This window comes from Patulibacter ginsengiterrae (assembly GCF_056269115.1).
On record NZ_JBWDOG010000004.1, the window covers coordinates 25,288 to 46,806 of the forward strand.

The 21,519-nt window shown below is 74.2% G+C and carries 21 protein-coding genes; 16 read left to right on the forward strand and 5 right to left on the reverse strand.

Annotated elements, in window-relative coordinates; translation table 11 throughout:
- Positions 1-87: 87 nt before the first annotated feature.
- Both lpdA and ACVUH9_RS08035 read left to right on the forward strand, forming a co-directional pair.
- On the forward strand, positions 88-1,467 hold the full coding sequence (gene lpdA, locus ACVUH9_RS08030) for a dihydrolipoyl dehydrogenase (protein ID WP_475755692.1): 1,380 nt from the start codon (positions 88-90) through the stop codon (positions 1,465-1,467).
- A complete protein-coding gene (locus ACVUH9_RS08035) occupies positions 1,464-2,264 on the forward strand; it encodes a DsbA family protein (RefSeq protein ID WP_475755694.1) in 801 nt (266 codons plus the stop codon). Before lpdA ends, ACVUH9_RS08035 begins: the two co-directional genes overlap by 4 nt.
- Before the next feature lie 126 nt (positions 2,265-2,390).
- Here ACVUH9_RS08035 and ACVUH9_RS08040 read toward each other — a convergent pair whose 3' ends face one another.
- On the reverse strand, positions 2,391-2,663 hold the full coding sequence (locus ACVUH9_RS08040) for a hypothetical protein (protein WP_475755696.1): 273 nt from the start codon (positions 2,661-2,663) through the stop codon (positions 2,391-2,393).
- Positions 2,664-2,953: 290 nt separating this feature from the next.
- Between ACVUH9_RS08040 and ACVUH9_RS08045 the strand changes: the two genes are divergently transcribed.
- Both ACVUH9_RS08045 and ACVUH9_RS08050 read left to right on the forward strand, forming a co-directional pair.
- Entirely contained in the window at positions 2,954-4,171 is a 1,218-nt protein-coding gene (locus ACVUH9_RS08045) for a dihydrolipoamide acetyltransferase family protein (RefSeq protein WP_475755698.1), read from the forward strand.
- Between the two features lie 230 nt (positions 4,172-4,401).
- Entirely contained in the window at positions 4,402-5,133 is a 732-nt protein-coding gene (locus ACVUH9_RS08050) for a 2-oxo acid dehydrogenase subunit E2 (RefSeq protein ID WP_475755700.1), read from the forward strand.
- A 312-nt stretch (positions 5,134-5,445) separates the two neighbouring features.
- Here ACVUH9_RS08050 and ACVUH9_RS08055 read toward each other — a convergent pair whose 3' ends face one another.
- Both ACVUH9_RS08055 and ACVUH9_RS08060 read right to left on the reverse strand, forming a co-directional pair.
- The gene (locus tag ACVUH9_RS08055; protein ID WP_475755701.1) at positions 5,446-6,093 is read right to left on the reverse strand and encodes an alpha/beta hydrolase; all 648 of its coding nucleotides are present in this window, start codon (positions 6,091-6,093) and stop codon (positions 5,446-5,448) included.
- Positions 6,094-6,550: 457 nt separating this feature from the next.
- A complete protein-coding gene (locus tag ACVUH9_RS08060) occupies positions 6,551-7,198 on the reverse strand; it encodes a hypothetical protein (protein WP_475755703.1) in 648 nt (215 codons plus the stop codon).
- Between the two features lie 442 nt (positions 7,199-7,640).
- On the opposite strand from ACVUH9_RS08060, the gene ACVUH9_RS08065 reads away from it, so the two are divergent.
- The 7 genes from ACVUH9_RS08065 to ACVUH9_RS08095 all read left to right on the forward strand — a co-directional run bounded on the left by ACVUH9_RS08065 (position 7,641) and on the right by ACVUH9_RS08095 (position 14,096).
- Entirely contained in the window at positions 7,641-8,552 is a 912-nt protein-coding gene (locus tag ACVUH9_RS08065) for a polysaccharide deacetylase family protein (RefSeq protein WP_475755705.1), read from the forward strand.
- Positions 8,549-9,415, forward strand: coding sequence for a lipoyl(octanoyl) transferase LipB (gene lipB / locus ACVUH9_RS08070; protein ID WP_475755707.1), 867 nt, complete (start codon positions 8,549-8,551; stop codon positions 9,413-9,415). Before ACVUH9_RS08065 ends, lipB begins: the two co-directional genes overlap by 4 nt.
- A gap of 75 nt (positions 9,416-9,490) precedes the next feature.
- The gene (gene lipA, locus ACVUH9_RS08075; RefSeq protein ID WP_475756108.1) at positions 9,491-10,444 is read left to right on the forward strand and encodes a lipoyl synthase; all 954 of its coding nucleotides are present in this window, start codon (positions 9,491-9,493) and stop codon (positions 10,442-10,444) included.
- The gene (locus ACVUH9_RS08080; protein WP_475755709.1) at positions 10,441-10,923 is read left to right on the forward strand and encodes an acyl-CoA thioesterase; all 483 of its coding nucleotides are present in this window, start codon (positions 10,441-10,443) and stop codon (positions 10,921-10,923) included. The genes lipA and ACVUH9_RS08080 overlap by 4 nt, the downstream gene beginning before the upstream one ends.
- Positions 10,920-11,345 carry a hypothetical protein gene (locus tag ACVUH9_RS08085; RefSeq protein ID WP_475755711.1) on the forward strand — a complete coding sequence of 142 codons (426 nt, stop codon included), beginning with the start codon at positions 10,920-10,922 and terminating at the stop codon, positions 11,343-11,345. Before ACVUH9_RS08080 ends, ACVUH9_RS08085 begins: the two co-directional genes overlap by 4 nt.
- A gap of 154 nt (positions 11,346-11,499) precedes the next feature.
- Positions 11,500-13,287: a bifunctional lysylphosphatidylglycerol flippase/synthetase MprF gene (locus tag ACVUH9_RS08090; RefSeq protein WP_475755713.1), complete on the forward strand. Its 1,788-nt coding sequence runs from the start codon at positions 11,500-11,502 to the stop codon at positions 13,285-13,287.
- A 170-nt stretch (positions 13,288-13,457) separates the two neighbouring features.
- Positions 13,458-14,096: a MarR family winged helix-turn-helix transcriptional regulator gene (locus tag ACVUH9_RS08095; RefSeq protein WP_475755715.1), complete on the forward strand. Its 639-nt coding sequence runs from the start codon at positions 13,458-13,460 to the stop codon at positions 14,094-14,096.
- Positions 14,097-14,179: 83 nt separating this feature from the next.
- Here the strand turns inward: ACVUH9_RS08095 and ACVUH9_RS08100 are convergent, their stop codons facing one another.
- Together ACVUH9_RS08100 and ACVUH9_RS08105 are read right to left on the reverse strand one after the other, a co-directional pair.
- Positions 14,180-14,389, reverse strand: a complete 210-nt coding sequence (locus ACVUH9_RS08100) for a hypothetical protein (RefSeq protein ID WP_475755717.1) — start codon at positions 14,387-14,389, stop codon at positions 14,180-14,182.
- Positions 14,389-15,429: a hypothetical protein gene (locus ACVUH9_RS08105; protein ID WP_475755719.1), complete on the reverse strand. Its 1,041-nt coding sequence runs from the start codon at positions 15,427-15,429 to the stop codon at positions 14,389-14,391. Before ACVUH9_RS08105 ends, ACVUH9_RS08100 begins: the two co-directional genes overlap by 1 nt.
- Positions 15,430-15,844: 415 nt before the next feature.
- Here ACVUH9_RS08105 and ACVUH9_RS08110 point away from each other — a divergent pair, with 415 nt between their 5' ends.
- The 5 genes from ACVUH9_RS08110 (at position 15,845) to ACVUH9_RS08130 (ending at position 21,519) form a co-directional block, all read left to right on the forward strand.
- Positions 15,845-17,059, forward strand: coding sequence for an acyl-CoA dehydrogenase family protein (locus ACVUH9_RS08110; protein WP_475755721.1), 1,215 nt, complete (start codon positions 15,845-15,847; stop codon positions 17,057-17,059).
- 46 nt (positions 17,060-17,105) lie between these two features.
- Positions 17,106-18,248 carry an acyl-CoA dehydrogenase family protein gene (locus ACVUH9_RS08115; protein WP_475755723.1) on the forward strand — a complete coding sequence of 381 codons (1,143 nt, stop codon included), beginning with the start codon at positions 17,106-17,108 and terminating at the stop codon, positions 18,246-18,248.
- Positions 18,249-18,910: 662 nt separating this feature from the next.
- Complete coding sequence (locus tag ACVUH9_RS08120; RefSeq protein WP_475755725.1) at positions 18,911-20,263, forward strand: S1C family serine protease; 1,353 nt, start codon at positions 18,911-18,913, stop codon at positions 20,261-20,263.
- Positions 20,260-21,213, forward strand: coding sequence for a VWA domain-containing protein (locus tag ACVUH9_RS08125; RefSeq protein WP_475755727.1), 954 nt, complete (start codon positions 20,260-20,262; stop codon positions 21,211-21,213). The genes ACVUH9_RS08120 and ACVUH9_RS08125 overlap by 4 nt, the downstream gene beginning before the upstream one ends.
- 84 nt (positions 21,214-21,297) lie before the next feature.
- Complete coding sequence (locus ACVUH9_RS08130) at positions 21,298-21,519, forward strand: hypothetical protein (RefSeq protein ID WP_475755729.1); 222 nt, start codon at positions 21,298-21,300, stop codon at positions 21,517-21,519.

The following is a 21,519-nucleotide window of genomic DNA, read 5'->3' on the forward strand; positions in this document are numbered from 1 at the left end:
GGGGTCCCGTCCCGCGCTGATCGGCCCTCCCAGTCGGTTCAGTAAGGTCGAGGCGCGACCCAGAGAACGACGCAGGAAGACGCCCAAATGGCTCAGTACGACACCATCGTCATCGGTTCCGGACCCGGCGGCTACGTCGCCGCGATCCGTGCGGCCCAGCTTGGTCAGAAGACGGCGGTGATCGAGAAGGACACCGTGGGCGGACGGTGCCTGAACTACGCCTGCATCCCGGCCAAGGCCGTGCTGCGGACGGCGGACGTGCTCACCGAGGTCAAGGACGGGGCCGAGTTCGGCCTCCAGATCGAGGGCGTCAAGGTCGACTTCCAGGCCGTGATGGCCCGTCGTCGCAAGGTCATCGACCAGCTCACCGGTGGCGTCGCCGGGCTGCTGAAGAAGAACGGCATCGACTACATCGCCGGCAGCGCGCAGCTCGACGCCGACGGCAACGTCGTGGTCGACGGGGAGACCCACACCGCCGCCAAGGGCGTGATCCTCGCGACCGGCTCCGTCCGCCGCGCGATCCCCGGCGTCGAGTACGGCGGGCGCGTGATCGGCACCGAGGAGGCGTGGGCGCTCGACGAGCTGCCCGGCTCGATCGTGGTCGTCGGCGCCGGCGCGTCGGGCACCGAGATCGCGTCGGCCTACGCGCGGCTCGGGTCGAAGGTCCAGCTGTTCGAGTTCCTCGACCGGGTGCTGCCGTCGGAGGACGTCGACATCTCCCGCGTCGCCAACCGCGAGTTCAAGAAGCAGGGGATCGACGTCCACGTCGGGACCAAGGTCTCGAACGTCCAGACCAGCGACTCCAGCGTCTCGTTCAGCTTCGCCAAGGGCGACGCCGAGCCGACCGCCGGCCAGGCCGACTGGCTCGTGATCGCCACGGGCCGCGCGCCCGACGTCGAAGGCCTCGGGCTCGACGTCGCCGGGATCGAGCTGGACGACCGTGGCCTGATCAAGGTCGACGGCGCGCTGCGGACCTCCCGCAAGGGCGTCTACGCGATCGGCGACCTGGTTCCCGGTCCCGCGCTCGCGCACAAGTCCTCCGACGAGGGCGTGATCGCCGCCGAGGACATCGCCGGCAAGCAGACGCACCCGATCTCCTACCCGGACATCCCCCGCGCGACCTTCTGCAAGCCCAACGTCGGCTCGTTCGGGCTGACCGAGGAGCAGGCGCGGGCGCAGGGCTACGACGTCGTCGTCGGCAAGGTCCCGTACGGGGCCGTCGGCGGGGCGACCGTCTACGGCGAGTCCGGGACGATCAAGATCATCGGCGAGAAGAAGTACGGCGAGCTGCTCGGCGGCCACATCGTCGGCGCCAAGGCGACCGAGATGATCCAGGAGCTGGTCAACGTCCGCGCGCTCGAGGGTGGCTACGCCGAGGTCGCGCGCACGATCCACGGCCACCCGACGCTGTCGGAGGCCGTGATGGAGGCCGCCCGCGCCGCCGACGGCTGGCTCATCCACGGGTGACCGACCACCCGCAACGCGACACCCGGGAGCCCGCCGCGAGCGGGCTCCCGGTGACGCGCTGGGAGGGATCGGGCGACGCTGCCCGGTCCCCCGCCTCGGGTCCGCCGCCGACGGCCGACTCGAGCCCGTCCCCGACGGGTGACTCCGGCCCGCCGCCGATCGACGTCACCGCGGCGCCGGACGAGCAGGGCCCGCCGGCCTTCTACTTCGACTTCCGGGACCCCTGGTCGTACCTCGCCGCCGAGCGCGTGATGCAGGTGCTGCCGGTGGCCACGCCGTGGGTCCCGATCGACTCGTCGCGCCTCCCCGACGGCGAGGCCTGGTCCGGCTTCCGCTGCGAGAGCGACGAGCTGGCCGCCCGCGACCGGGTCGAGGCGCTCGCCCGCGAGCGCGACATGCAGCCGCTGCGGTGGCCGGTCGAGCTGCCCTTCGACAGCACCCGAGCGCTGCTCGCCGCCTGGTACGCGAAGGGGATCGGGCGGGTCGTCTCGTTCAGCCTGCCCGCCTTCCGCCAGGCGTTCGCGGGCGGGCACGACCTCTCGACCGAGACCTACGTGCTGCTGGCCGCCGCAGCCTGCGAGATGCATCCGCGGGCCGTGGTCCAGGCCTTCGGTCGCGACGCGGTCGCGGCCGAGCTGACCGCCGCGACCGAGCGAGCGATCGCCCGCGGCGTCCGGACGGTGCCGGCGGTCTGGACCGGGGACCGGGTCTTCCACGGCGACGACGGCCTGGAGGCTGCCGCAGCCCACCTCGCCCGCGCGGTGCCGCCGGCTCCGCCGGTCGCCGACCAGCGGTAGGCAGGGCGCCGGGGTCCGACACGGCGAGGAGCGGCGCGACGGCGCGCGGCTGGCCGCGGCGAGGCGGGTGACGCGTCTCCAGCCGGGCCGCGGGGCAGGCGATCGCCGCCGGCGGAGCCCGCCCGTTCAGCCGATCGGTTCGTCGTCGGGGTCGACGTCCAGCCCGAGGTCGAGCTGGGCCTCGTGCTCGTCCGGGCTCGCCTGGTACTTGCGGCGGGCCGCCTTCTTCCAGTGCCGGATCAGCTCGCGCGAGGTCGCCGTCCGCCACGAGACGCCCCGGCAGACAGGCTCGATCCGGACATCGCCGGTGCCCTCGATGCCGATCACGAGGGCGAAGAAGCGACGCCCCTTCTTGTCGACCTCGACGATGTCCCCCGGCTCGATTGGCGCGCGACGCACCGCTCGAGGCTAGCCGAGCGGGACCCGTCGGCCGCGGGCGGGTGCCGATCGCCGCTCGTGGACGGGTGGCATCGGCGGCGTACGTCCCGTGTGCGCCACGCGCCGCACCGGCAGGACGACGCGACGAGCGGCCACCCGCCGTGCCGGACCACCACCGGCGGACCCGGCGGCCGCTGATCCCCCCGGTCGTCGGGTCCTCGCCCGGAACCGACCGCGTGCCGCCCCCCGGTCGTCGGGTTCGCCGAAATCCCCGTCTGCAACGGGCAAAACGGCCGCTACGGTGGGCGGCAATGCCTGAGGTCCTGATGCCCCGTCTGTCGGATTCGATGGACGAGGGAACGATCGTCGCCTGGCTGGTCGAAGACGGCGCGCGGGTTGCGTCCGGCGACGAGATCGTCGAGATCGAGACCGACAAGACCACGACGACCTGGGCCGCCGACCAGAGCGGGGTCCTGCGGATCACCGCCGGCACCGGCGACACCGTGCCGCTCGGCGCGACGATCGCCCGGATCGAGACCGACGACGCGCTGGTCGGCATCGCCGCGACGCGCGGCACGGCCGCGGCCGGCGAGCGCGTCCTGACCGGGACCGTGGCGCACGCCGGCGGCACCAACGGCGCGACGGCGAAGGCCGGCGCAGGGACGGGTCGCAACGGGCACGACGGCGCGAAGGCGGCCGGTCCGGCGGCGGGCGACGACGAGACCGCCGGTGAGGCCGAGGCGGCCGTCCCCGCGACGACGGCGAAGCGGACCGGCGACGACGCCAGCCAACCGGCCGCGCCCGCGACGACCGCCGCGAAGGGCCCGGATGTCGACGTCGACGTCCGCGAGCCGTCGCGGATCGAGCGGATCGTGGCCAAGCGGATGGTCCAGAGCCGCACGGAGATCCCCGAGTTCACCGTCACGGTCGAGATCGACATGGCCGCCGCGCTGGCCCTCCGCGGCGAGCTCAAGGCCGTCCACAACAGCAGCACCGAGAAGCGGGTGCCCTCGGTCAACGACCTGATCGTCAAGGCCTGCGCGATCGCCCTCCGCGAGCACCCGCGCGTCAACAGCGCCTGGAGCGACGACCGGATCCACCGCTTCGAGCGGGTCAACGTCGGGGTCGCCGTCTCGACCGACGACGGCGGGCTGGTGGTCCCGGTCGTGCCCGACGCCGACACGCTGACGCTGGGGACGATCGCCGCCCGGACCCGCGACCTGACCCGCCGCGCGCGGGCCGGCAAGGCGACCCCCGCCGACCTCTCGGGCGGCACCTTCACCGTCAGCAACCTCGGGATGCTCGGCGTCGCCCACTTCACCGCGATCATCACCCCCGGTCAGGGCGCGATCCTGGCGGTCGGCTCGACCACGCAGCGCTACGTTCCGGTCGACGGGCAGCCGGTCCTGCGGCCGATCATGGCGGCGACCCTGAGCAGCGATCACCGGGTGATCTACGGCGCCCACGCCGCGGCCTTCCTCGACCGCCTGCGGACCCTGCTGGAGCATCCCGGCAGCCTCGCGCTCTAGCCCCGGGCACGGTCCCACGGTCCGTGTCCCGCGTCCGGGTGGCCCGGGACCGCGCGGCCTCGGGGCCCGGGAAGCGACCGGCCTCGGGACCCGGAAGCGACGGGCCTCGCGGCCCGGCACCGACCGGCCTCAGGACACGACCTCGGCCGCAGCGACGGCCCGCCATCCGTCCCGTATCCGCGACGCCGACGGTCGGCCCGCGCCGCCGACGTGCGATGCTCGAAGGCCCCATGTCCGAGTCGACCGATCTCGTCACCCCGCCCAACGACGTCACCGTCGCCGAGGGCACGAAGCGCGGCACCGCGACGACGCGGATCCCGTCCCGCGCCCAGACCGCGCTCGCCCGGCGGATGGCCGAGGTCCGGGCCACCGTCCCGACCTGGACCGCCACCGTCGACGTCGACGTCGAGGACCTCCAGGACGCGATCGGCGGCGACGTCGCACTGGTCGACGCGGTCGCCCGTGCGGCCGGGATCGCGCTCGGCGAGCACGAGCGCGTCAACGGCGCCTGGCGCGACGGCAAGCTCGAGTCGTGGTCGCAGGCCAACATCGCGCTGGCGGTCGACCTCGACGGCGAGGCGATCGTGCTGCCGACCCTGCTGGACGCGGCCCACCAGTCGCTGACGGCCCTGGCCGCCCGGCGGCTGGACGTGACCGAGAAGATCCGCAACGGCAGCCTCCGGGCTCCCGACAGCGCCGGCCCGACCTTCGCCCTGGTCGACGGCGGCAGCGACGGCCCCGATCGCTTCGACGCGATCATGCCGCCCGGGACCGGGGCCGTGCTCGCGCTCGGCGCCCCGCGGCGGCGGCCCTGGGTCGTCGGCGACGCGGTCGTCCCGCGGCTGCTCGTCTCGCTGACCCTGACCGCCGACCACCGCGCGATCTACCCGTCCCACGGCGGCGCGTTCCTCCGCCGCCTCGCCGACCTGCTCGAGCAGCCGGCCCCGCTGCTGCGGGCGTAGGCGCCAAGGGCGGCTCCGCGGGCGGAGGCGGGAGGCCGGGCCGAGGCGGGGCAGGCGGGCCGAGGCGGGAGGCCGGGCCGAGGCGGGGCAGGCGGGCCGAGGCGGGGCAGGCGGGACACCAGGCGGCGCGGCCGACCCCCGCGGTGCCGCAACCGGTTGCGGCACCGCTGAGAACACCCCGCGTTCTTGCTTCGCGATGTGTTCTCGACCGTCACGGTGGAGAACACATCGCGAAGCGCGGCCGGCGGCCCCCAACCGACCGAAGCGCGCCCGCCGAACCGGCAGCCGGCAGCGGAAGCGCCCCGCCGACCCTCAGGTGGCCGGCAGCGTCTCGGTCAACCAGCCCGCCGCGGCGAGGACGTCGGTCGGGACGATCTGGTGGGCGGCCTCGGACTCGTGGTAGCTGACGTCGATCCCGCCCGCGCGCAGCAGCTCGGTCGCCTGGCGACCGAACGCCACGTCCATGATCGGGTCCTGGCGGCCGTGGGCGACGAAGGCCCGCAGCTGCGGGCGCCCGAGCAGGTCGGGGGACCAGCCCTCGACGGTCGGGATGAAGCCGGAGAAGGCGAGGATCCCCGCCGGCGCCGGCCGGTCGCCGCCGAGCCCGAGCGCGTAGCTCATCACCGTCCCCATCGAGAAGCCGCCGAGGACCGTCCGCTCGGGACCGATCCCCGTCCGCTGCCAGAGCTCGTCGTGGAACGTCGCCAGCGCCCGGTAGGCCGCCGCGAAGGTCTCGGGGTCGGGGTAGCCGACCCGCGGGACGACGTACCAGTGCTTGCCGGGCCAGCCGGGCACCGTGAGCGGCCCGCCGGGCGTCACCACGTGCAGCCGCTGCTCGGGGTCGAGCACGTCGGCGAGGCCGATCAGGTCACGCTCGTCGGTGCCGCGCCCGTGGTGGAGGACGAGCAGGCCCTCGGCCGCACCGGCGGCGGGACGCTCCTCGAAGAGGAGCGCGCTCATGCCGTCACCCGCCCGCGGATCGCTACCCGCGGGGCCGCGTCCTGTCGCGATTCGGAGGGGGCTCCGTGGCGCCTGCCCTGCCGCTGTCGTGCGCTGCGTTCCATGACCGCTCCTCCAGTAGGAAGTTGCCAAAGCAACGGTACCAACAGATAGTTGCACTTGCAACCACTTCGGCTGCGCAGCATTTGGGGCGCGCGAATCGTTCTCCTTGAGGTTTGCCACCACTACGGTGGTCAACCTCAACAAGAACCGCCGCCGTGCCGCCCCGCACGCCCCGCCCCGGCCGCGTCGCGCCCCACGCCCTGCCGCGCCGGGGTGCCGCGCCCCGGCCGGCAGCCACGCCCCGCCGCCGCGCCGCCCCGCACGCCCCGCCGCCCCGCACGCCCCGCACGCCCCGCACGCCGCGCCCCGGCCCCGCCGCCCCACGGACCGCCCCGCCCCGCCGTGCCGCCCCGCCCTACGGCTCCCGCAGCTCGACCGGCGCCGGCCCCGCCACCCCGCCGGCCTGGTCGTTCGGCCGGGTGTCGAGGTCGTGCCGGGCCCGGAAGTCGGGGCCGTCGCGCCGGACGTTCACGCACCACGCACGGTCCGGCTGCTCCAGCGAGAAGCAGACCCGGTAGACGTTGGTCGTCAGCCGGCGCAGGTCGACCCGATCAAGGTGCTCCCGGACGACCGCCGGGGCCGCCCGCTTCGCCAGCTCGCGAGCGCTGGAGAGCACGTCGTCGATCTTGTTCCGCTCGGCGGTCACCGCCGGACGGTGCACGATTCCTGCCAGACAGACGGCGACGATCCCGCCGAGCATCGCGTAGGTCGCCGCCCGGTCGCGGGCGACCAGCCGCGGAAGCGACGGATCGCGACGACGGAGCAGGCGGGCGCCGATCGCCCCACCGACCACCACGAGGGCCAGGTTGAGGGCCACGCCGACCAGCAGCGCACGGGTGAACGGACCGCCGTCGCCGCGAACCGGGAGCAGCGTCAGCAGTAGCGCGTCGACGAGCACGGCCGCGACGAAACCGAGCAGCGCGCTCTCCCCGCGCAGGGTCCAGCGCAAGCGCGCGAGCCACCAGGGGAGGTCGTCCCCGCGAGCGATGCGCGGCCACCGCATGTGCCCAGAGTAGCCCGTGCGATGCGCAAGGCCGCTCTTGGTCTACCGTGGTCGTGTGGCTCCCGCCGGACCGCCTTCCGATCCCCCGAGCCGCCCCGGACACCGTCCCGATCGCAAGATCGCCGATTGGGACTGGGGCGACGACGAGTGGGACGCCCCGCCACGCGCCCGCGACGAGCGCGGCAGCGAGGCATCAGCCGACCTCGCACCGCGAGCTGGAGCGCCCCTGCCCGGACCGTCGTCCGCGACGGCAGCTGACCGCGGCACCGAGGCCACCGCGACCCACGACCGCGGTGGACCGGCGACCATCGCCAGCGACGACCCGCCCACCGGCAACGGCACGGGCGACGGCCGCGGCAACGGCACGAGATCCGGCCGCGGCAGCGGCAACGGCGGTGGTCAGCCGCCCCGCCGGCCCCGCCCCGGTGGCCCCACGGGCCCCATGGGCCCCACCGCCCACATCGTCCGCCGCCGCCGACTGCTCGCCGGGGGCGGCCTCGCGCTCGTGCTCCTGCTCGTGGTCCTCGTCGCGGCCGTCGCCAGCAGCGGAGGCGACAGCCCCGACACGCCGGCGACGACCTCCGCCGACCGACGCCTCCTGACCTCCCCATTGGCCCTCGCCTCGACCTCCGCCGTCGACCAGCTGAGTCGGATGCAGGCCGTCGACCGCTACGCCCAGACGGGCCTGCCGGTCTACTGCGGCGCGGGCCGGAAGCCCTGGGTCGCCCTGACCTTCGACGACGGCCCCGGCGAGCTCTCGCCGAAGTTCATCTCGCTCCTGAGCAAGGAGAAGGTCCCGGTCACGATGTTCCGGATCGGCCGCAACGTGCCGGGCCGCGAGGAGTTCGTCCGGGTCCAGCGCAACCTCGGCTGGGACTCCGGCTCCCACACCCTCAACCACCCCGCGCTCGCGACGCTGAGCGAGAAGGACCAGCGGACCGAGATCGACGCCGGCAACCGCGCCAGCCAGCGCGCGCTCGGCCGTCCCCCGCAGCTGTTCCGGCCGCCGTACGAGTCGCACAACGCGACCACCGACCGGATCATCCAGGAGAACGACCAGGTCCAGGTGCTCTGGAACGTCGACACCCAGGACGCGCTCGGCGCAACGACCGCCGCCTCGATCGCCGAGACCGCGATCAAGGGCCTCCACCCCGGCTCGATCATCCTCATGCACGAGGTCAAGCCGAACACCTTCGCCGCGCTGCCCAAGATCATCGCCGAGATGCGCAAGCGCAAGCTCGAGCCGGTCACCGTCTCGAAGATGCTCGCCGAGGACGGGCCGAGCAAGGAGCAGCTGCAGAAGGGCTTCGACGGCTGCCGGGTCGACCTGACGCCGGGCAAGGCGATCTCGTGAGCGACGCCGTCCCCGATCCGCCGAACGCCTGCGCCGGCTCCGACGCGCTCCCGGCCGGGGAGAGCAGCCCGCTCAGCGACCCCGACGGCCCGCTCGCGGTCGCCTGGCTCGGGAGCGTCCCGTACGAGCAGGCGCTCGACCTCCAGCACCGTCTGCGCGCGGCCCGGATCGACGACCGCGTCGGCGACCTGCTGCTGCTGCTCGAGCACCCGCCGGTCTACACCCGCGGCCGCCGCTCGACCTCCGACGAGCTGCCGATGGGCAACGAGTGGTACGCCGAGCGGGGGATCGAGATCGTCGACGTCCGCCGCGGCGGCAAGGTCACCTACCACGGGCCCGGCCAGCTGGTCGGGTACCTGATCGCCCGGACCCGCGACGTGATCGGACTCGTCCGGCGGTTGGAGCGGGCGATGGTCGCCGTCGCCGCCGCCGAGGGAGTCGACGCCCGCGGTCGCTGTGCCGAGTCGCTCGACTTCACCGGCGTCTGGGTCGGGGACCGCAAGCTCGGCTCGATCGGCCTCCACCTCTCGCACGGGGTCACGGCCCACGGCGTCGGCCTCAACGTGGTCACCGACCTCGAGCCGTTCTCCTGGGTCGTGCCCTGCGGCCTGACCGCGCCGATGACGTCGATCGCCCGCGAGGCCGGGCAGCCCGACCTCGCCAGCGACCCGGGCCTCGACTCGGCCGTGCGGGTGCGCGCCGTCGGCGAGCGCTTCGCGTCCGCGCTGGCGACCGAGCTCGGCGTGCCCACGGTCGCGGCCGACCCGGACGAGCTGCGGCGGCTGGCCGCGGCGGAGCCCGACCCGGACGACCGTCGGGCACACGGCTCCGGTCCCGACGAGGCGCCCGGCGCGGCGCGCTAGGCTGGACACGTGTCCGAGGCGACGACCAAGCCGCTCCCGATCCGCCAGACGCGGTCGCGGGCGAACCCCGGCGGAATGGACGTCAGCAAGGTCCTCGGGACCGAGACACGGCCCTTCCGCGAGCGCAAGCCGGAGTGGTTCAAGGTCAAGGCGCCGGGCGGCGAGAAGTACCGCGAGCTGAAGAACCAGATCGCCACCGAGGGCCTCAACACGGTCTGCCAGGAAGCGGCCTGCCCGAACATCGGAGAATGCTGGGAGCGCGGCACCGCGACCTTCATGATCCTCGGCGACACGTGCACCCGCCGCTGCGGCTTCTGCCACGTGATGACCGGCACGCCGACCTGGAACGACCCGCTCGAGCCGGCCCGCGTCGCCCGCTCGATCGCGCTGATGGGCCTCCGCCACGCGGTCGTGACCTCGGTCGACCGCGACGACCTGCCCGACTACGGCTCGCGGATCTGGGCGGCCACGATCAACCAGATCCGGCGTCAGTCGCCGGAGACCAAGATCGAGACGCTGACCCCCGACTTCCGTGGCGAGGAGATGCCGCTGGCGACCGTGCTCGAGGCCGGCCCCGACGTCTTCAACCACAACGTCGAGGTCGTCCCGCGGCTCTACCAGGTCGCCCGTCGCGGCTCGACCTTCGAGCGCTCCTGCCGGGTGCTGCGCAACGCCAAGGCGATCGCCGGCGACCGCATCTCGACCAAGTCCGGCCTGATGGTCGGCCTCGGCGAGAGCTTCTCCGAGGTCGTCGAGACGATGAAGATGCTGCGCGCCGTCGACGTCCAGATCCTGACGATCGGCCAGTACCTGCGGCCGACCGAGACCCACCTGCCGGTCGTCCGCTACTGGCACCCGGACGAGTTCGACGAGCTGGCCAAGATCGGCCGCGAGGAGCTCGGCTTCGACCACGTCGCCGCCGGGCCGCTGGTCCGCTCCAGCTACCACGCGGACGAGCACATCAAGCAGGACCAGCCCGGGGTCGGCCCGCTCGCGCTGCCCGAGGCCACGGCCGCAACGGCCGCGTGAGCGCGACCGCCGGCAGCGCGCTGACCGACGCGCCTCCGCCGTGGGCGCCGAAGCCGTCGAGCGGGCCGGTCGAGCTGCGCGTACGGGTCCGGTTCCTCGAGTGCGACCCGCAGGGCGTGCTCGCCCACCCACGCTTCCTCGACCTCTTCGACGACGCCTACATGCGCTTCAACGAGGGCCGGCTCGGCGGGTTCGCCGCGATCCGGTCCGGCGGGATCGAGACCCTGGTCGTGAAGACCGAGGTCGAGTTCTCGCGCTCGGTGCGCCCGGAGGACGAGCTGCTGATCACCGTCGACCTGCACCGCCTGGGGCGCTCGTCGGTCACGCTCCGCTATCGCGCGACCGACGAGGGGGACGGTGAGCTGCGGGCCGAGGCCCACACCACCTACGTCTGCGCCCTGATCGGCGAGGGACGCTCGGTCGCCTTCCCGGTCTGGATGCGCGAGCGCTACCTCGCGCTCGGGGGGCCCGGCGCGTGATCCCGCTCAAGGATGCGTTGCCCGGCAGCCGTGCCTGGGTCGCCGTCGCCCTGACGTTCCTGGTCCTGGCCGGCGGGGCGGTTCGCCCGCTCGTCGCCGTGCTGGCCGCGCTGGTGGTCTTGATCGCCGCCGACGGGGTCGCCCGCCGCTCGCGGCCGGTCGTGGCCGTCGCCGTCGCCGTCCTCGGGGCGGCGATCGCGCTGGCGATCGGGCTCACCGGTGACGCCGAATCGGCCTGGAACCCGCTCGGGCCGCTGGCCGCCACGGGCGCGGCGATCGCCCTGACCGCGGTCCACCTGGCGCTCGCCCCGCGGGCCCGGATCCTGAGCTTCTCGCTGGTCCCCGCGGCCGGGGGGATGGTCGCGGTGCCGGCGGTGCTGTGGGCGGCGGTCGGCGCGGTCCTCGTCGTCGTCCTGCACTGAGCCCGGCGCGAGACGCAACACGGGCAGCATCGGCCGAGGGCCGGTGAGACCGCGGGGACGCCTCGACGCAGCGCTGACCGTCAGCGGTTCAGGTTCCTGATCGGCTGAGGGGGAGCACAGGTCGCGCTCAGCCCTGCCTGTCACCATCCCGCGCGTGCTGCTGCCGTCCCACGTCATCCCCAGCCTGCTGAGCATGCTCGTGCTCGTCGTCACCGCCGTGGTGACCGCGCGGTTCGTGGCTCGCCGGAGCGTGCACGTGCCGCTGGCTGCGGGGATCGCCGCCGCGGTCGCCGGACTGGCCAACCTGGCGTCGGCGCTGACGCCGTTCCGCAACCAGCGCTTCGACCTGCTGCACGATCTGGTCGGCTCCGGCGTCCTCAACGTCGCCCATGCGCTCTCCGTGCCGGCCGGGGTCGCGCTGCTGCTGAGCGGGCGCTACCTCGCCCGCCGCCACCGGCGCGCGCTCGAGGCCGCCGTCGGCTGGCTGGTGGTGCTGGCCGTCCTCAACGTCTTCAAGGGCCTCGACCTGGTGACCGCCGCGGCGACGGGCGGGCTGGCGTGGGTCCTCTGGCGGGCCCGCGGCGCCTTCACCGTCGAGCCGCTCGAGGTCCGCTGGACGGCGGTCGCCTCGATGATCACCCGGCTCGCCGTCGGCGTCTTCGCGATCACGATGGCGATCCTCGCCGCCGCGAACTGGCGGACCGACAGCGGGGCCTCGATCACGACCCTGGCCCGCGAGTCGGCCGCCCTGCTGACGCTCTCGCGCGACACCATGCTGCCGATGCCGCACCTGCTGCGGTGGGTGCCGGACGCGATCGGCGTGACCAGCATCATGGCGCTGCTGCTGGCGGTCACGATCGTCTTCCGGCGACGGCCGGTCGCCGCCCTCCACGGGGCCCGCGAGCGGGCCGAGGTCGTGCTCGCCACGCACGGCACCGACACCCTCAGCGGCTTCTCCCGCCGCGGCGACGTCCACCACCACGTGACCGCCGACGGACGCGCCGCGACCTGCTTCCAGATCCGGGGTGGGGTGCTGCTGGTCGGCGCCGCCCCCTGCGGGCCGCCCGACGCGGTCGCCGAGCTGCTGACCGAGCTGCGGGAGATCGCCGACCACCACGACCTCCGGCTCGGCGTGCTCGGCGCGAGCGAGGAGCTGGCCGCGCGGATCCCCGAGCGGACCCGGCTGCGCGCGCAGTACGTCGGCTGCGAGGCGCTGCTCGACGTCGACGCGTTCACGCTCGACGGCCGGCCGATGAAGAAGGTCCGCCAGGCCGTCCAGCGGGTGACCCGCCACGGCTATACGGCGGAGCTCGTCCGACTCGGCGACATCGACGCCGCCACCCGCCACGGGATCGCCCGCGTGGTGCTGGCCTGGGGCGAGAAGCAGACCCACGGCTTCTCGATGGAGCTGCCGCTCGGCGACGCGGCCTCCGCCAGCTCGCTGGCCGTGCTCGCGCGGGACGCCGAGGGCGCGGTGCGGGCGCTGGTCCACGTGGTCCCGACCCCGGTCGGCCCGCGCTGGTCGCTGTCGAGCACCCCGCACGAGCGCGATCTGCCCAACGGCGTGGTCGACTTCCTGATCGCCCGCACGGTCGAGGCCGCGCGCGAGCACGGGATCGAGCAGGTCTCGCTCAACTTCGCCTTCATGCGGCGCTGGATCCACGACCCCCAGCGGCGGCTGGAGCGGATCGTCGGCTGGATCGCGCTGAAGCTCGACCGCTTCTTCCAGATCGAGCGCCTGTACCGCTTCAACCAGAAGTTCCGGCCGGTCTGGGTCCCCCGCTACCTGCTCCACGAGGGGCCGAGCGCGATCGTTCGGACCGCGCTCGTCGCGGCCGTCGTCGAGGGCCAGCTGGCGCTGCCGGAGCTGCCGCTGGCGGACCGCCTGCGTCGCCGTCGGGTGCTCGTCGGCCACGGGCCAGTCGAGGCGCCGAGCAGCTAGCCCGGGCGCCCCAGCCCGGCGCGCAAAGCCCCGGTGACGTTCAGCACAGATTGCAAGAGCCAATCTTTGCGGGTGGTAAGATTTGCTTGCAAAGAACGCCGGGCCCCTTCACCGGCCTCTTCACCGCCGCGACTCCGCCTCGCCCCGAACGACACCGCTCTGGAGGCCGCATGAGCACCACCGCCGATCCCACCCGCACGACTGCCGCCGGTGACGCCGACGCGACGGCGACGACCGCCGAGGTGGCCCTCGCCGAGAACGCCACCGCCCCGACGCCCGGGACCGGGACCGGGACCGGGACCGGGACCGGGACCGGGACCGGGACCGGGACGATCCGCGATCCGAGCGCGCCGGACCGCTCCTCGGCGACGCCCCTCCCGACCGAGGCCGACGAGCTGGTCGAAGCGGTCTTCGGCCTGTTCGGCGCCGCCCGCCGCCTGCGCGGTCGCGACCAGCAGCGATCCGGCGAGCTCTCGCACTCCCAGCTGCGGATCGCGACCCACCTGCTCGACGCCGGCAAGCCGCTGCCGGCCGGCGCGCTCGCCCGCGCCGTCGAGCTGAACCCGGCCTCGATGACCGCCGCGATCGACCAGCTCGAGCAGCGCGGCGTCGTCCACCGCGAGCCCTTCCCGGGCGACCGCCGGGTCGTCCTCGTCCGCCTGACCGACGAGGGCCGCGCGCTCGTCGTCGCCAAGCGCGACGCCTGGGACAGCCGCTGGCACGAGGCCCTCGCCCAGGTCGACCCCGCCGACCTCGCCGTCACCGCGAAGACGTTGCAGCGGGTCTCGGCGCTGGTCGACGAGCTGTAGGGGCGCGGACGGCCGGGTTCCGGCCGAGCAGGTCCCGGCCGGGCGATCGCCGACGGGATCGCCCACCCGCGCCCTCCCGGCCGTCAGTCATCCCGCTCCCGCTGCTCCCGCCTCGACGGATGGCCGTTGAACCGGCTCGGGCCCCACAGCTGGAAGGCCGACAGGACGAAGGACACGCCCACGAACACCAGCGTCGTGGCCGAGAAGCGCTCGATCAAGCCGACGGCGCCGAGCGCGACCAGCACCACGATCAGCAGCGTCAAACCGACCCAGAGCCTCCGCACGACGGTCATCACGAGACCTCCGGCCGGCGCGCACCGGTGCCCGCCGGAACCGCGTACGGGGCGAACTGCGTCCGCACGCGCCGCACCTCACGCCCCGGCAGCCGATCGATCCACGAGCCACCGCTCCGGTGCGTCACGAGCGGCGCCGCCGGATCTCCGATGATCAGCATCCGCCGACCCTCCCGGCCGCGGCGCCACCGGACCGCCTCGACCACCCGCCCCCGCAGGACCTCGCGCACGATCGCGTCCAGCGAGGCGAGGCCGTCGCGGTCCCTGGCGCGGAGTGCGCAGATCCGGGGGGAGAACAGCTCCGAGCCGGCCACCCAGAGCTTGACCCTCCGGCCCTTGCGCGGCACGAGCACGATGATCGGCGCGCCCCGCCCGTCCGCGGAATCGAGCCGGTAGAACCGCTCCACGTCCGACCGACGGTCGCCGTCGGCAGCGGTCAGGACGGCCGCCTCGCCGGACCGCCGGACCAGCGAGTGCATCAGGTGCCCGGTGCGCTTGCCCAGCCGCATCGGATGCCTGACGGAGACGACCCGGCGATGGCCGCGCTCCCCGGGACCGGGTACCAAGGCGAACTTCAACCGGCTGACGCGAATCCGCAGGAACGAGCCCCCCGGGCCCTCGAGCGTCAGCCTCAGCCCCAACGCCTCGACGTCGACCGAGAGGGCGAGGAACTCCAGCCCCTGCGAGTGCGCGCCATCGCCCTCGCCTCCCCACGATTCGAGGCCGTAGACGCGCAGCGTGCCGCTGTAGCGCTCGGGGACCCGCTCACGCCGTTCGGGGTGGCCGCCCGCACCGGCGATGACGCGGCCACGCCCCACCGGGATCTTCAGGACGCCACGCCTCACGTCGACGTTCGCGAGGTCGATCCATCGTCCCTCGAGGAACTTCCGCAGCAGCGTGATGCCGGCGCGGTACGCCAGATCGCTGTCGTCCTCACCCATCCCGCCGCCCTTCACGCCCTTCCGGTCGGGGTCCGCCAGGTCGGGTTCCGGGAGGAGACCCACGATTCCGGTCATCACGTCGAGGGCGTCCTCGAGCATCAGCCCACCCCCGCCCCGCCCGTCACGCCCCGTAGTCGGCCTCCGAGGCCGGGCACGGGGGCCTGCCGCACAGCGAACCGCCACAGAGCGTCATCGCTCGCAGCAACGCACCGCGCGTGGGTCTCGGCATGAATCGAACGCATCGGTCTCTCTCCCTGCGTCATCGGCAGCGCGACGCCCGGACGAACCTACCGTCCCCGCCCGTTCTCGTCGTGGGCGCCCACCACGACGGTGCCCAAGCTCGAACAGACGCCGACGCGCACCACGCTCCCGACCGCCAGCCGCCCCCCGCCCTCCCCGGGGGGCCACCAACCGCTTGGGATCCGGCCCCGGGACCCGTATGCTCCGCACATGCCTGGCTGGCCAGCCAGACAGCAGCGAGCGGCGTCCCTGAGGGCGCGGGAAGGACGAGATCGTGGATCTGAACGACGACCCGGAGCAGGCAGCGTTCCGGGAGCAGGTGCGGGCCTGGCTCGACGAGCACGCCGCCGAGGCCCCGAAGGTCCGCGGCGCCGACGCGATCACCGACGAGCACGAGCGGATCGAGGCCTGGCGCGGCTGGCAGCGGAAGCTGACCGAGGCCGGGCTCTGCGGCGTCACCTGGCCCGAGGAGTACGGCGGCCAGGGCAAGGGCCCGATCGAGCAGGTGATCGTCAACCAGGAGCTCGTCCACGCCGGCGTTCCCGGCCCGCTCGACTTCATCGGCCTGGGGATGATGGGCCCGGCGATCATCGTCCACGGCACCGACGAGCAGAAGCGCCGTCACCTCGCCCCGATGCTGCACGGCGACGAGGTCTTCTGCCAGCTCTTCAGCGAGCCGGCCGCCGGCTCCGACCTGGCCGGGGTCACGACCCGCGCGGTCCAGCAGGACGACGGCTCGTTCCGGATCAGCGGCCAGAAGGTCTGGACGACCAACGCCCAGTTCTCGGCCTTCGGGATCCTGCTCGCGCGGACCGACGCCGAGGTGCCGAAGCACAAGGGCCTGACCATGTTCATCGTGCCGATGGACGCGCCCGGGATCACGATCCGCGGCCTCCGGCAGATCTCCGGCGAGGCCGAGTTCAACGAGGTCTTCCTCGACGAGGTCCAGGTGCCCGCCGACGCCGTGCTCGGCGCGGTCGGCGGCGGCTGGGGCACGGCCCTGACCGTCCTGATGTTCGAGCGGCTCTCGATCGGCACCTCCCCGATGGGCTACAGCGCCGAGCGGTTCGCCGCGGCCGTCGCCGCGGCCCCCGGCGCCCGCGAGGACAGCGACGTCCGCCGCCGGCTGGGCGAGATCGGCACCGAGCTGATCGCCAGCCGCTTCGCGGGCCACCGGCTGCTGAGCGACCTCGCCGGTGGAGCGTTGCCCGGCCCGGAGTTCGGGCTCGGCAAGGTCACCGTCGTCCGCTCGGTGATCGAGGCCGGCGACCTGATCGCCGACGTCGTCGGTCCCGACGCGCTCGACGAGGCCGGCGACATCGGCTACATGATCTCGTTCCTCCCCGGCCTCAAGTCGGCCGGCGGCACCGAGGAGATCCTCCGCAACACGATCGGCGAGCGCGTGCTCGGGCTCCCGCCCGAACCGCGACTGGACAAGGGCGTGCCCTTCAGCGATCTGAAGGCCCGCGAGCAGGAAGGGGTGGCGTAGTGCTCCCCTCGGTGACGACCCCCAACCTCGTTCGAGGAGAGCACTGATGGATCTGTCGCTGACCGACGAGCAGGAGTTCCTGCGCGAGGCCGCCCGCGGCGCCCTCAAGCGGATCGACACCGTCGCCGCCGCCCGCGAGGCGATGGAGGACGAGCCGACGCCGCTGCCCGACCTCTGGCCGACCGCGGTCGAGGCCGGCTGGCCGGGGCTGCTCACCAGCGAGGCCAACGGCGGCGCCGGGCTCGGCCTCTACGACGCGATCATCGTCGCCCAGGAGGCCGGCCGCGTGCTCGCCCCGGTGCCGCTGGTCTCGGTGCTGCCGGCGACGCTGATCCTCGACGCCGCCGGCGACCCCGAGGCCGCGGCCGCCGCGGCCGGCGAGCTGCGCGTGGCCTGGCTGCCGGCGTCGCCGCCGACCGACGGCGATCCGCGCTGGACCGTCGACCCGCGCAGCGGGCTGGTGCGGGGCGCGCTGCCGACCGCGAAGGCCGACGGCGACGACCTGGTCCTCGACGGCGAGGTCTGCTGGGTCCCCGACGCGGCCGGTGCCGACCGGCTGCTGGTGATCGCCGCGCTCGACGGCGAAGCGACCCGGCCGGTCGCGGTCGTGGTCGACCCGGCGAGCGACGGCGTCGACGTCGAGTCGCTCTGGCGCTACGACGCCACCCGGCCGCTCGGGCACGTCCGGCTGGCCGGGGCCCGCGGGCGCCGGATCGCCAGCGACGAGGCGACGATCGCCCGGGCCTGGCACGTCGCCCAGGCGCTGCTGGCCGGCGAGGCGGTCGGGACCGTCGAGACGCTGCTGGCGACGTCGGTCGCCTACGCCAAGGAACGGCACACGTTCGGGCGGGCGATCGGCTCCTACCAGGCGGTCAAGCACCACCTGGTCGAGGTCCTGCGGCTGCAGGAGAACGCCAAGTCGCTGCTGATCTACGCGGCCTGGGCCGAGGAGCACGCGCTCGACCAGCTGCCGCTGGCCGCGGCCGCCGCCCGTTCCGGGGCCGAGAAGGCGATCGACTACGCGACCCGCGAGACGATCTCCGTCCACGGCGGGATCGGCGCGACCTGGGAGCACGACGCGCCGCTGTACTTCCGGCGCGCGCAGCTGTCGCGGCGGCTGGTCGGCGGGGCCAGCGGCGCGACCGACCGGGTCGCGGGCGAGCTGCTGGCCGGGGTCGTCCCGGCCTGATCGGCGGGGTCGCGATCGCGCTGGATCAGTCCGGCGGGATCGCGATCCCGCCGGTCGGGGCGTCGTTGATGACGGCGGACCTCAGCGCGACCGCGACCCGGTCGGCCGCGGGGCGGTGCGGGCCGTGGGGTGCGGGGCGGTGCGGCCCTGGGGCGGTGCGGCCTGGCAGGCGGTGCGGCCCTGGGGCGGTGCGGCCCTGGCAGGCCGCGCGGCCGGCCGCGGGCCAAAGGCCGGCTCCGGGGTCATTCGGCGTCGCCCCAAGGGCTCCGGGGTCATTCGGCGTCGCCTGGCGGGGCAAGATGACCCCGCCCCGCGGCGACCGGGGCGTCCTGACTCCAGGCCGCCCCCGACTTCGGCCTCTGGGGTCATTTGACGTCGGCCCCGGGCGACCGGCGTCATCTCGCGTCGCAGGGCGACGCTTCCTGACGCCAGGCCTTCCGGCGAGGCATCGTGACGCCACCCGCCCCCACCCGCCACCCGCTCACCACCCCCCCAACCCGCCCCGCTGACCCCCGCCCCAGCCACCCGACCACGCCCGACCACCCGGCCACATCACCCCGACCGTCGCGCTCCTGATCGGATCCTTACGCCGGTCTGACGCGGATTGCGCGATGGTTGTGGAGCCCGCACTCCGCCGGGCTCCCCGAACCTCGCGCCCCGCCATGCCTTCCGACAACCGCTCCCTCTGGTCCGACGGTCCCGACGAGGACGACCACCACCCGTGGCTGGACGGCGCCGACTCGCCGTCGGATGCCGCCACCCGCGAGCACCGTCAGGCGACGGGCTCAGCGCGCCCCGCTCCGCCCAACGAGCCGCCGCGCTGGACCGGGCCACGCCGCCGCGCCATGATCGGCCTGGTCGTCCTCTGCGCGATCGCGCTGCTGGCCTCCGGGATCGCGATCGGCACGCAGGTGATCGCCACCCGCACCGTCGAGCGGACGCTCGTCACCGGCAACGGCGGGGGCGGCGGCGCGATCCGCGCCGCCTACGAGGCGACCCACGACGGCGTCGTCCGCGTCTCGACCAACAGTGGCAACGGCACCGGCTGGGTCTACGACGACCGCGGCACGATCGTGACCAACAACCACGTCGTCAGCGGCGGCGGCAACTCGATCAAGGTCCGCTTCGGCGACCGCGGCGAGGACGTGCCCGCGAAGCTGCTCGGGACCGACGTCTCGTCCGACCTGGCCGTCCTCCGCGTCGACCCGAAGCTGGTCAAGAAGCTCGTCCCGCTCCCGCTGGCCAACTCCGACAAGGTCCAGACCGGCGATGGGGTGATCGCGATCGGCTACCCGCTCGGGCTCGACCAGACCGTGACCGCCGGCATCATCTCCGGTCTCGGGCGCCAGATCAGCGCCCAGAACAACTTCTCGATCGACAAGGTCCTTCAGACCGACGCGCCGATCAACCCCGGCAACTCGGGCGGCCCGCTGCTCGACCTCAAGGGCCGGGTCGTCGGCGTCAACTCGCAGATCGCCACCACCGGCGCCGGCGGCGGCAGCGTCGGGATCGGCTTCGCGATCCCCTCGAACACGGTCCGCGACGCGGTCCCGCGGCTCGAGAGCGGCAAGTCGGTCCAGCACGCCTACCTCGGCATCCAGATGGGCGACTCGCCCGGGATCAAGGGCGCCGTGATCGGCGTCGTGACCCCCGGGGGTCCCGCCGCCCGCGCCGGCCTGCGGCCGGTCAGCCCCAGCTTCAAGGCCGGGGACACCCCCGACGGCGACGTGATCACCAAGATCGACGGCCAGACGATCGAGCGGGCCGACGACGTCACGCGGACGATCAACGAGCACAAGCCGGGCGACACGATCAAGGTCGAGATCGAGCGCAACGGGCAGAAGAGGACGGTCGACGTGACCCTCACCGACCGCCCCGCCAACGTCGGCTCGAAGACCACCACGGTGCCCGACCCGAAGACCCCGACCACGCCGCAGGCCCCGCAGACGCCGACGCCGACGACCCCACAGACCCCGACGACCCCTGACCCGCTGAGCCCGAACCCGACGCCGTGAGCTTCGCCGCCCCGCTGCTGCTCCTGCTGCTGCTGTTGGCGCCGTTGGCGGTCGTCCTGTACGTCCTCCACGAGCGCCGGCGGCAGAGCCGGGCCGCCTTCGCCAGGCCCGCGCTGCTGCCCTCGGTGGTGCCGCGGCCGGCCGGCTGGCGGCGCCACGTCGCGCCGGTCGCGTACCTGCTGGCGGCCGCCGTCCTGGTGATCGCGATCGCCCGTCCGGAACGGAGCGTCGCGATCCCGATCGAGCAGGCGTCGGTGATGCTCGTGACCGACGTGTCGGGGTCGATGCGGGCGACCGACGTCGCGCCGAGCCGGATGGCCGCCGCCAAGGCCGCGTCGTTCCAGTTCCTGGACGACGTGCCCAAGGACGTGCGGGTCGGCGCGGTCGCCTTCAGCAACCGGGTCCGGTTGCTCTCGGAGCCGACCACCGACCGCGAACGGGTCCGGCAGCTGACCGCGGAGCTGACCGCGCGCGGCAGCACCGCCGCCGGCGACGCGCTGCTCGCAGCGATCCGCGTGCTGCGTCCGGGCGGGACCCAGGGCAAGCCGGTGCCGGCCTCGATCGTGCTGCTCTCCGACGGTGAGACGGTCCGCGGCGAAGATCCGCTGGCGGTCGCCGAGGTGGCCAACCGCGCCGAGGTCCGGATCTTCACGATCGCCCTCGGCACCGACGGTGGGACCCTGACCTCGCGCCGACGCAACGGCACGATCAAGACCGAGCCGGTCCCGCCCGACCGCGAGACGCTCCGCAAGATCGCCGAGCTGTCCGGCGGGAAGGCGTTCGACGCCCCCGACGACACCGCCCTGAGCGCCGCCTACGAGGAGCTGGGCAGCGCGGTCGTGACCAAGCCGGGGAAGAAGCAGTCGACCCCGGCCGTGGTCGCCGCGGCGATGGCCCTGATGCTCGCCGGCGCCGGCGCCTCGCTGGTCCTCGTCGGCCGCGTGATCTGAGCGCGACCGGCGACGAGCATCCATCGCCAGTCCTGGCGAGACCTTTACGCCATCCTCAGCCCCGTCCGGTTGGCTGGACAGGCGATGGTTGCTCGACGCGGTGCTCTCCCACTGCTGCTCACCGGTACGGCCGGAATGGCGCTGCTCGGCTTCGGCCTGACCGGCCTCTCCGGGCTCGACGGCGAGATCCGCTCGGCGGCCGACGCCGCCGAGGTCCAGCAGCGGCAACAGACCCCGCAGCCGCTCCTCTACCTCGACGTCTCCTGCCCGCCGATCCCCGCGCCAGCGACCCCGGGCGAGGTCTAG

What these genes read in the sequence shown, in the direction of transcription:
- lpdA (WP_475755692.1), top strand. Translation starts at nt 88, where the DNA reads ATGGCTCAGTACGACACCATCGTCATCGGTTCCGGACCCGGCGGCTAC.
- ACVUH9_RS08045 (WP_475755698.1), top strand. Translation starts at nt 2,954, where the DNA reads ATGCCTGAGGTCCTGATGCCCCGTCTGTCGGATTCGATGGACGAGGGA.
- ACVUH9_RS08050 (WP_475755700.1), top strand. Translation starts at nt 4,402, where the DNA reads ATGTCCGAGTCGACCGATCTCGTCACCCCGCCCAACGACGTCACCGTC.
- ACVUH9_RS08055 (WP_475755701.1), bottom strand. Translation starts at nt 6,093, where the DNA reads ATGAGCGCGCTCCTCTTCGAGGAGCGTCCCGCCGCCGGTGCGGCCGAG.
- ACVUH9_RS08060 (WP_475755703.1), bottom strand. Translation starts at nt 7,198, where the DNA reads ATGCGGTGGCCGCGCATCGCTCGCGGGGACGACCTCCCCTGGTGGCTC.
- ACVUH9_RS08065 (WP_475755705.1), top strand. Translation starts at nt 7,641, where the DNA reads ATGGGCCCCACCGCCCACATCGTCCGCCGCCGCCGACTGCTCGCCGGG.
- lipA (WP_475756108.1), top strand. Translation starts at nt 9,491, where the DNA reads ATGGACGTCAGCAAGGTCCTCGGGACCGAGACACGGCCCTTCCGCGAG.
- ACVUH9_RS08095 (WP_475755715.1), top strand. Translation starts at nt 13,458, where the DNA reads ATGAGCACCACCGCCGATCCCACCCGCACGACTGCCGCCGGTGACGCC.
- ACVUH9_RS08100 (WP_475755717.1), bottom strand. Translation starts at nt 14,389, where the DNA reads ATGACCGTCGTGCGGAGGCTCTGGGTCGGTTTGACGCTGCTGATCGTG.
- ACVUH9_RS08105 (WP_475755719.1), bottom strand. Translation starts at nt 15,429, where the DNA reads ATGCTCGAGGACGCCCTCGACGTGATGACCGGAATCGTGGGTCTCCTC.
- ACVUH9_RS08115 (WP_475755723.1), top strand. Translation starts at nt 17,106, where the DNA reads ATGGATCTGTCGCTGACCGACGAGCAGGAGTTCCTGCGCGAGGCCGCC.
- ACVUH9_RS08120 (WP_475755725.1), top strand. Translation starts at nt 18,911, where the DNA reads ATGCCTTCCGACAACCGCTCCCTCTGGTCCGACGGTCCCGACGAGGAC.
- ACVUH9_RS08130 (WP_475755729.1), top strand. Translation starts at nt 21,298, where the DNA reads ATGGTTGCTCGACGCGGTGCTCTCCCACTGCTGCTCACCGGTACGGCC.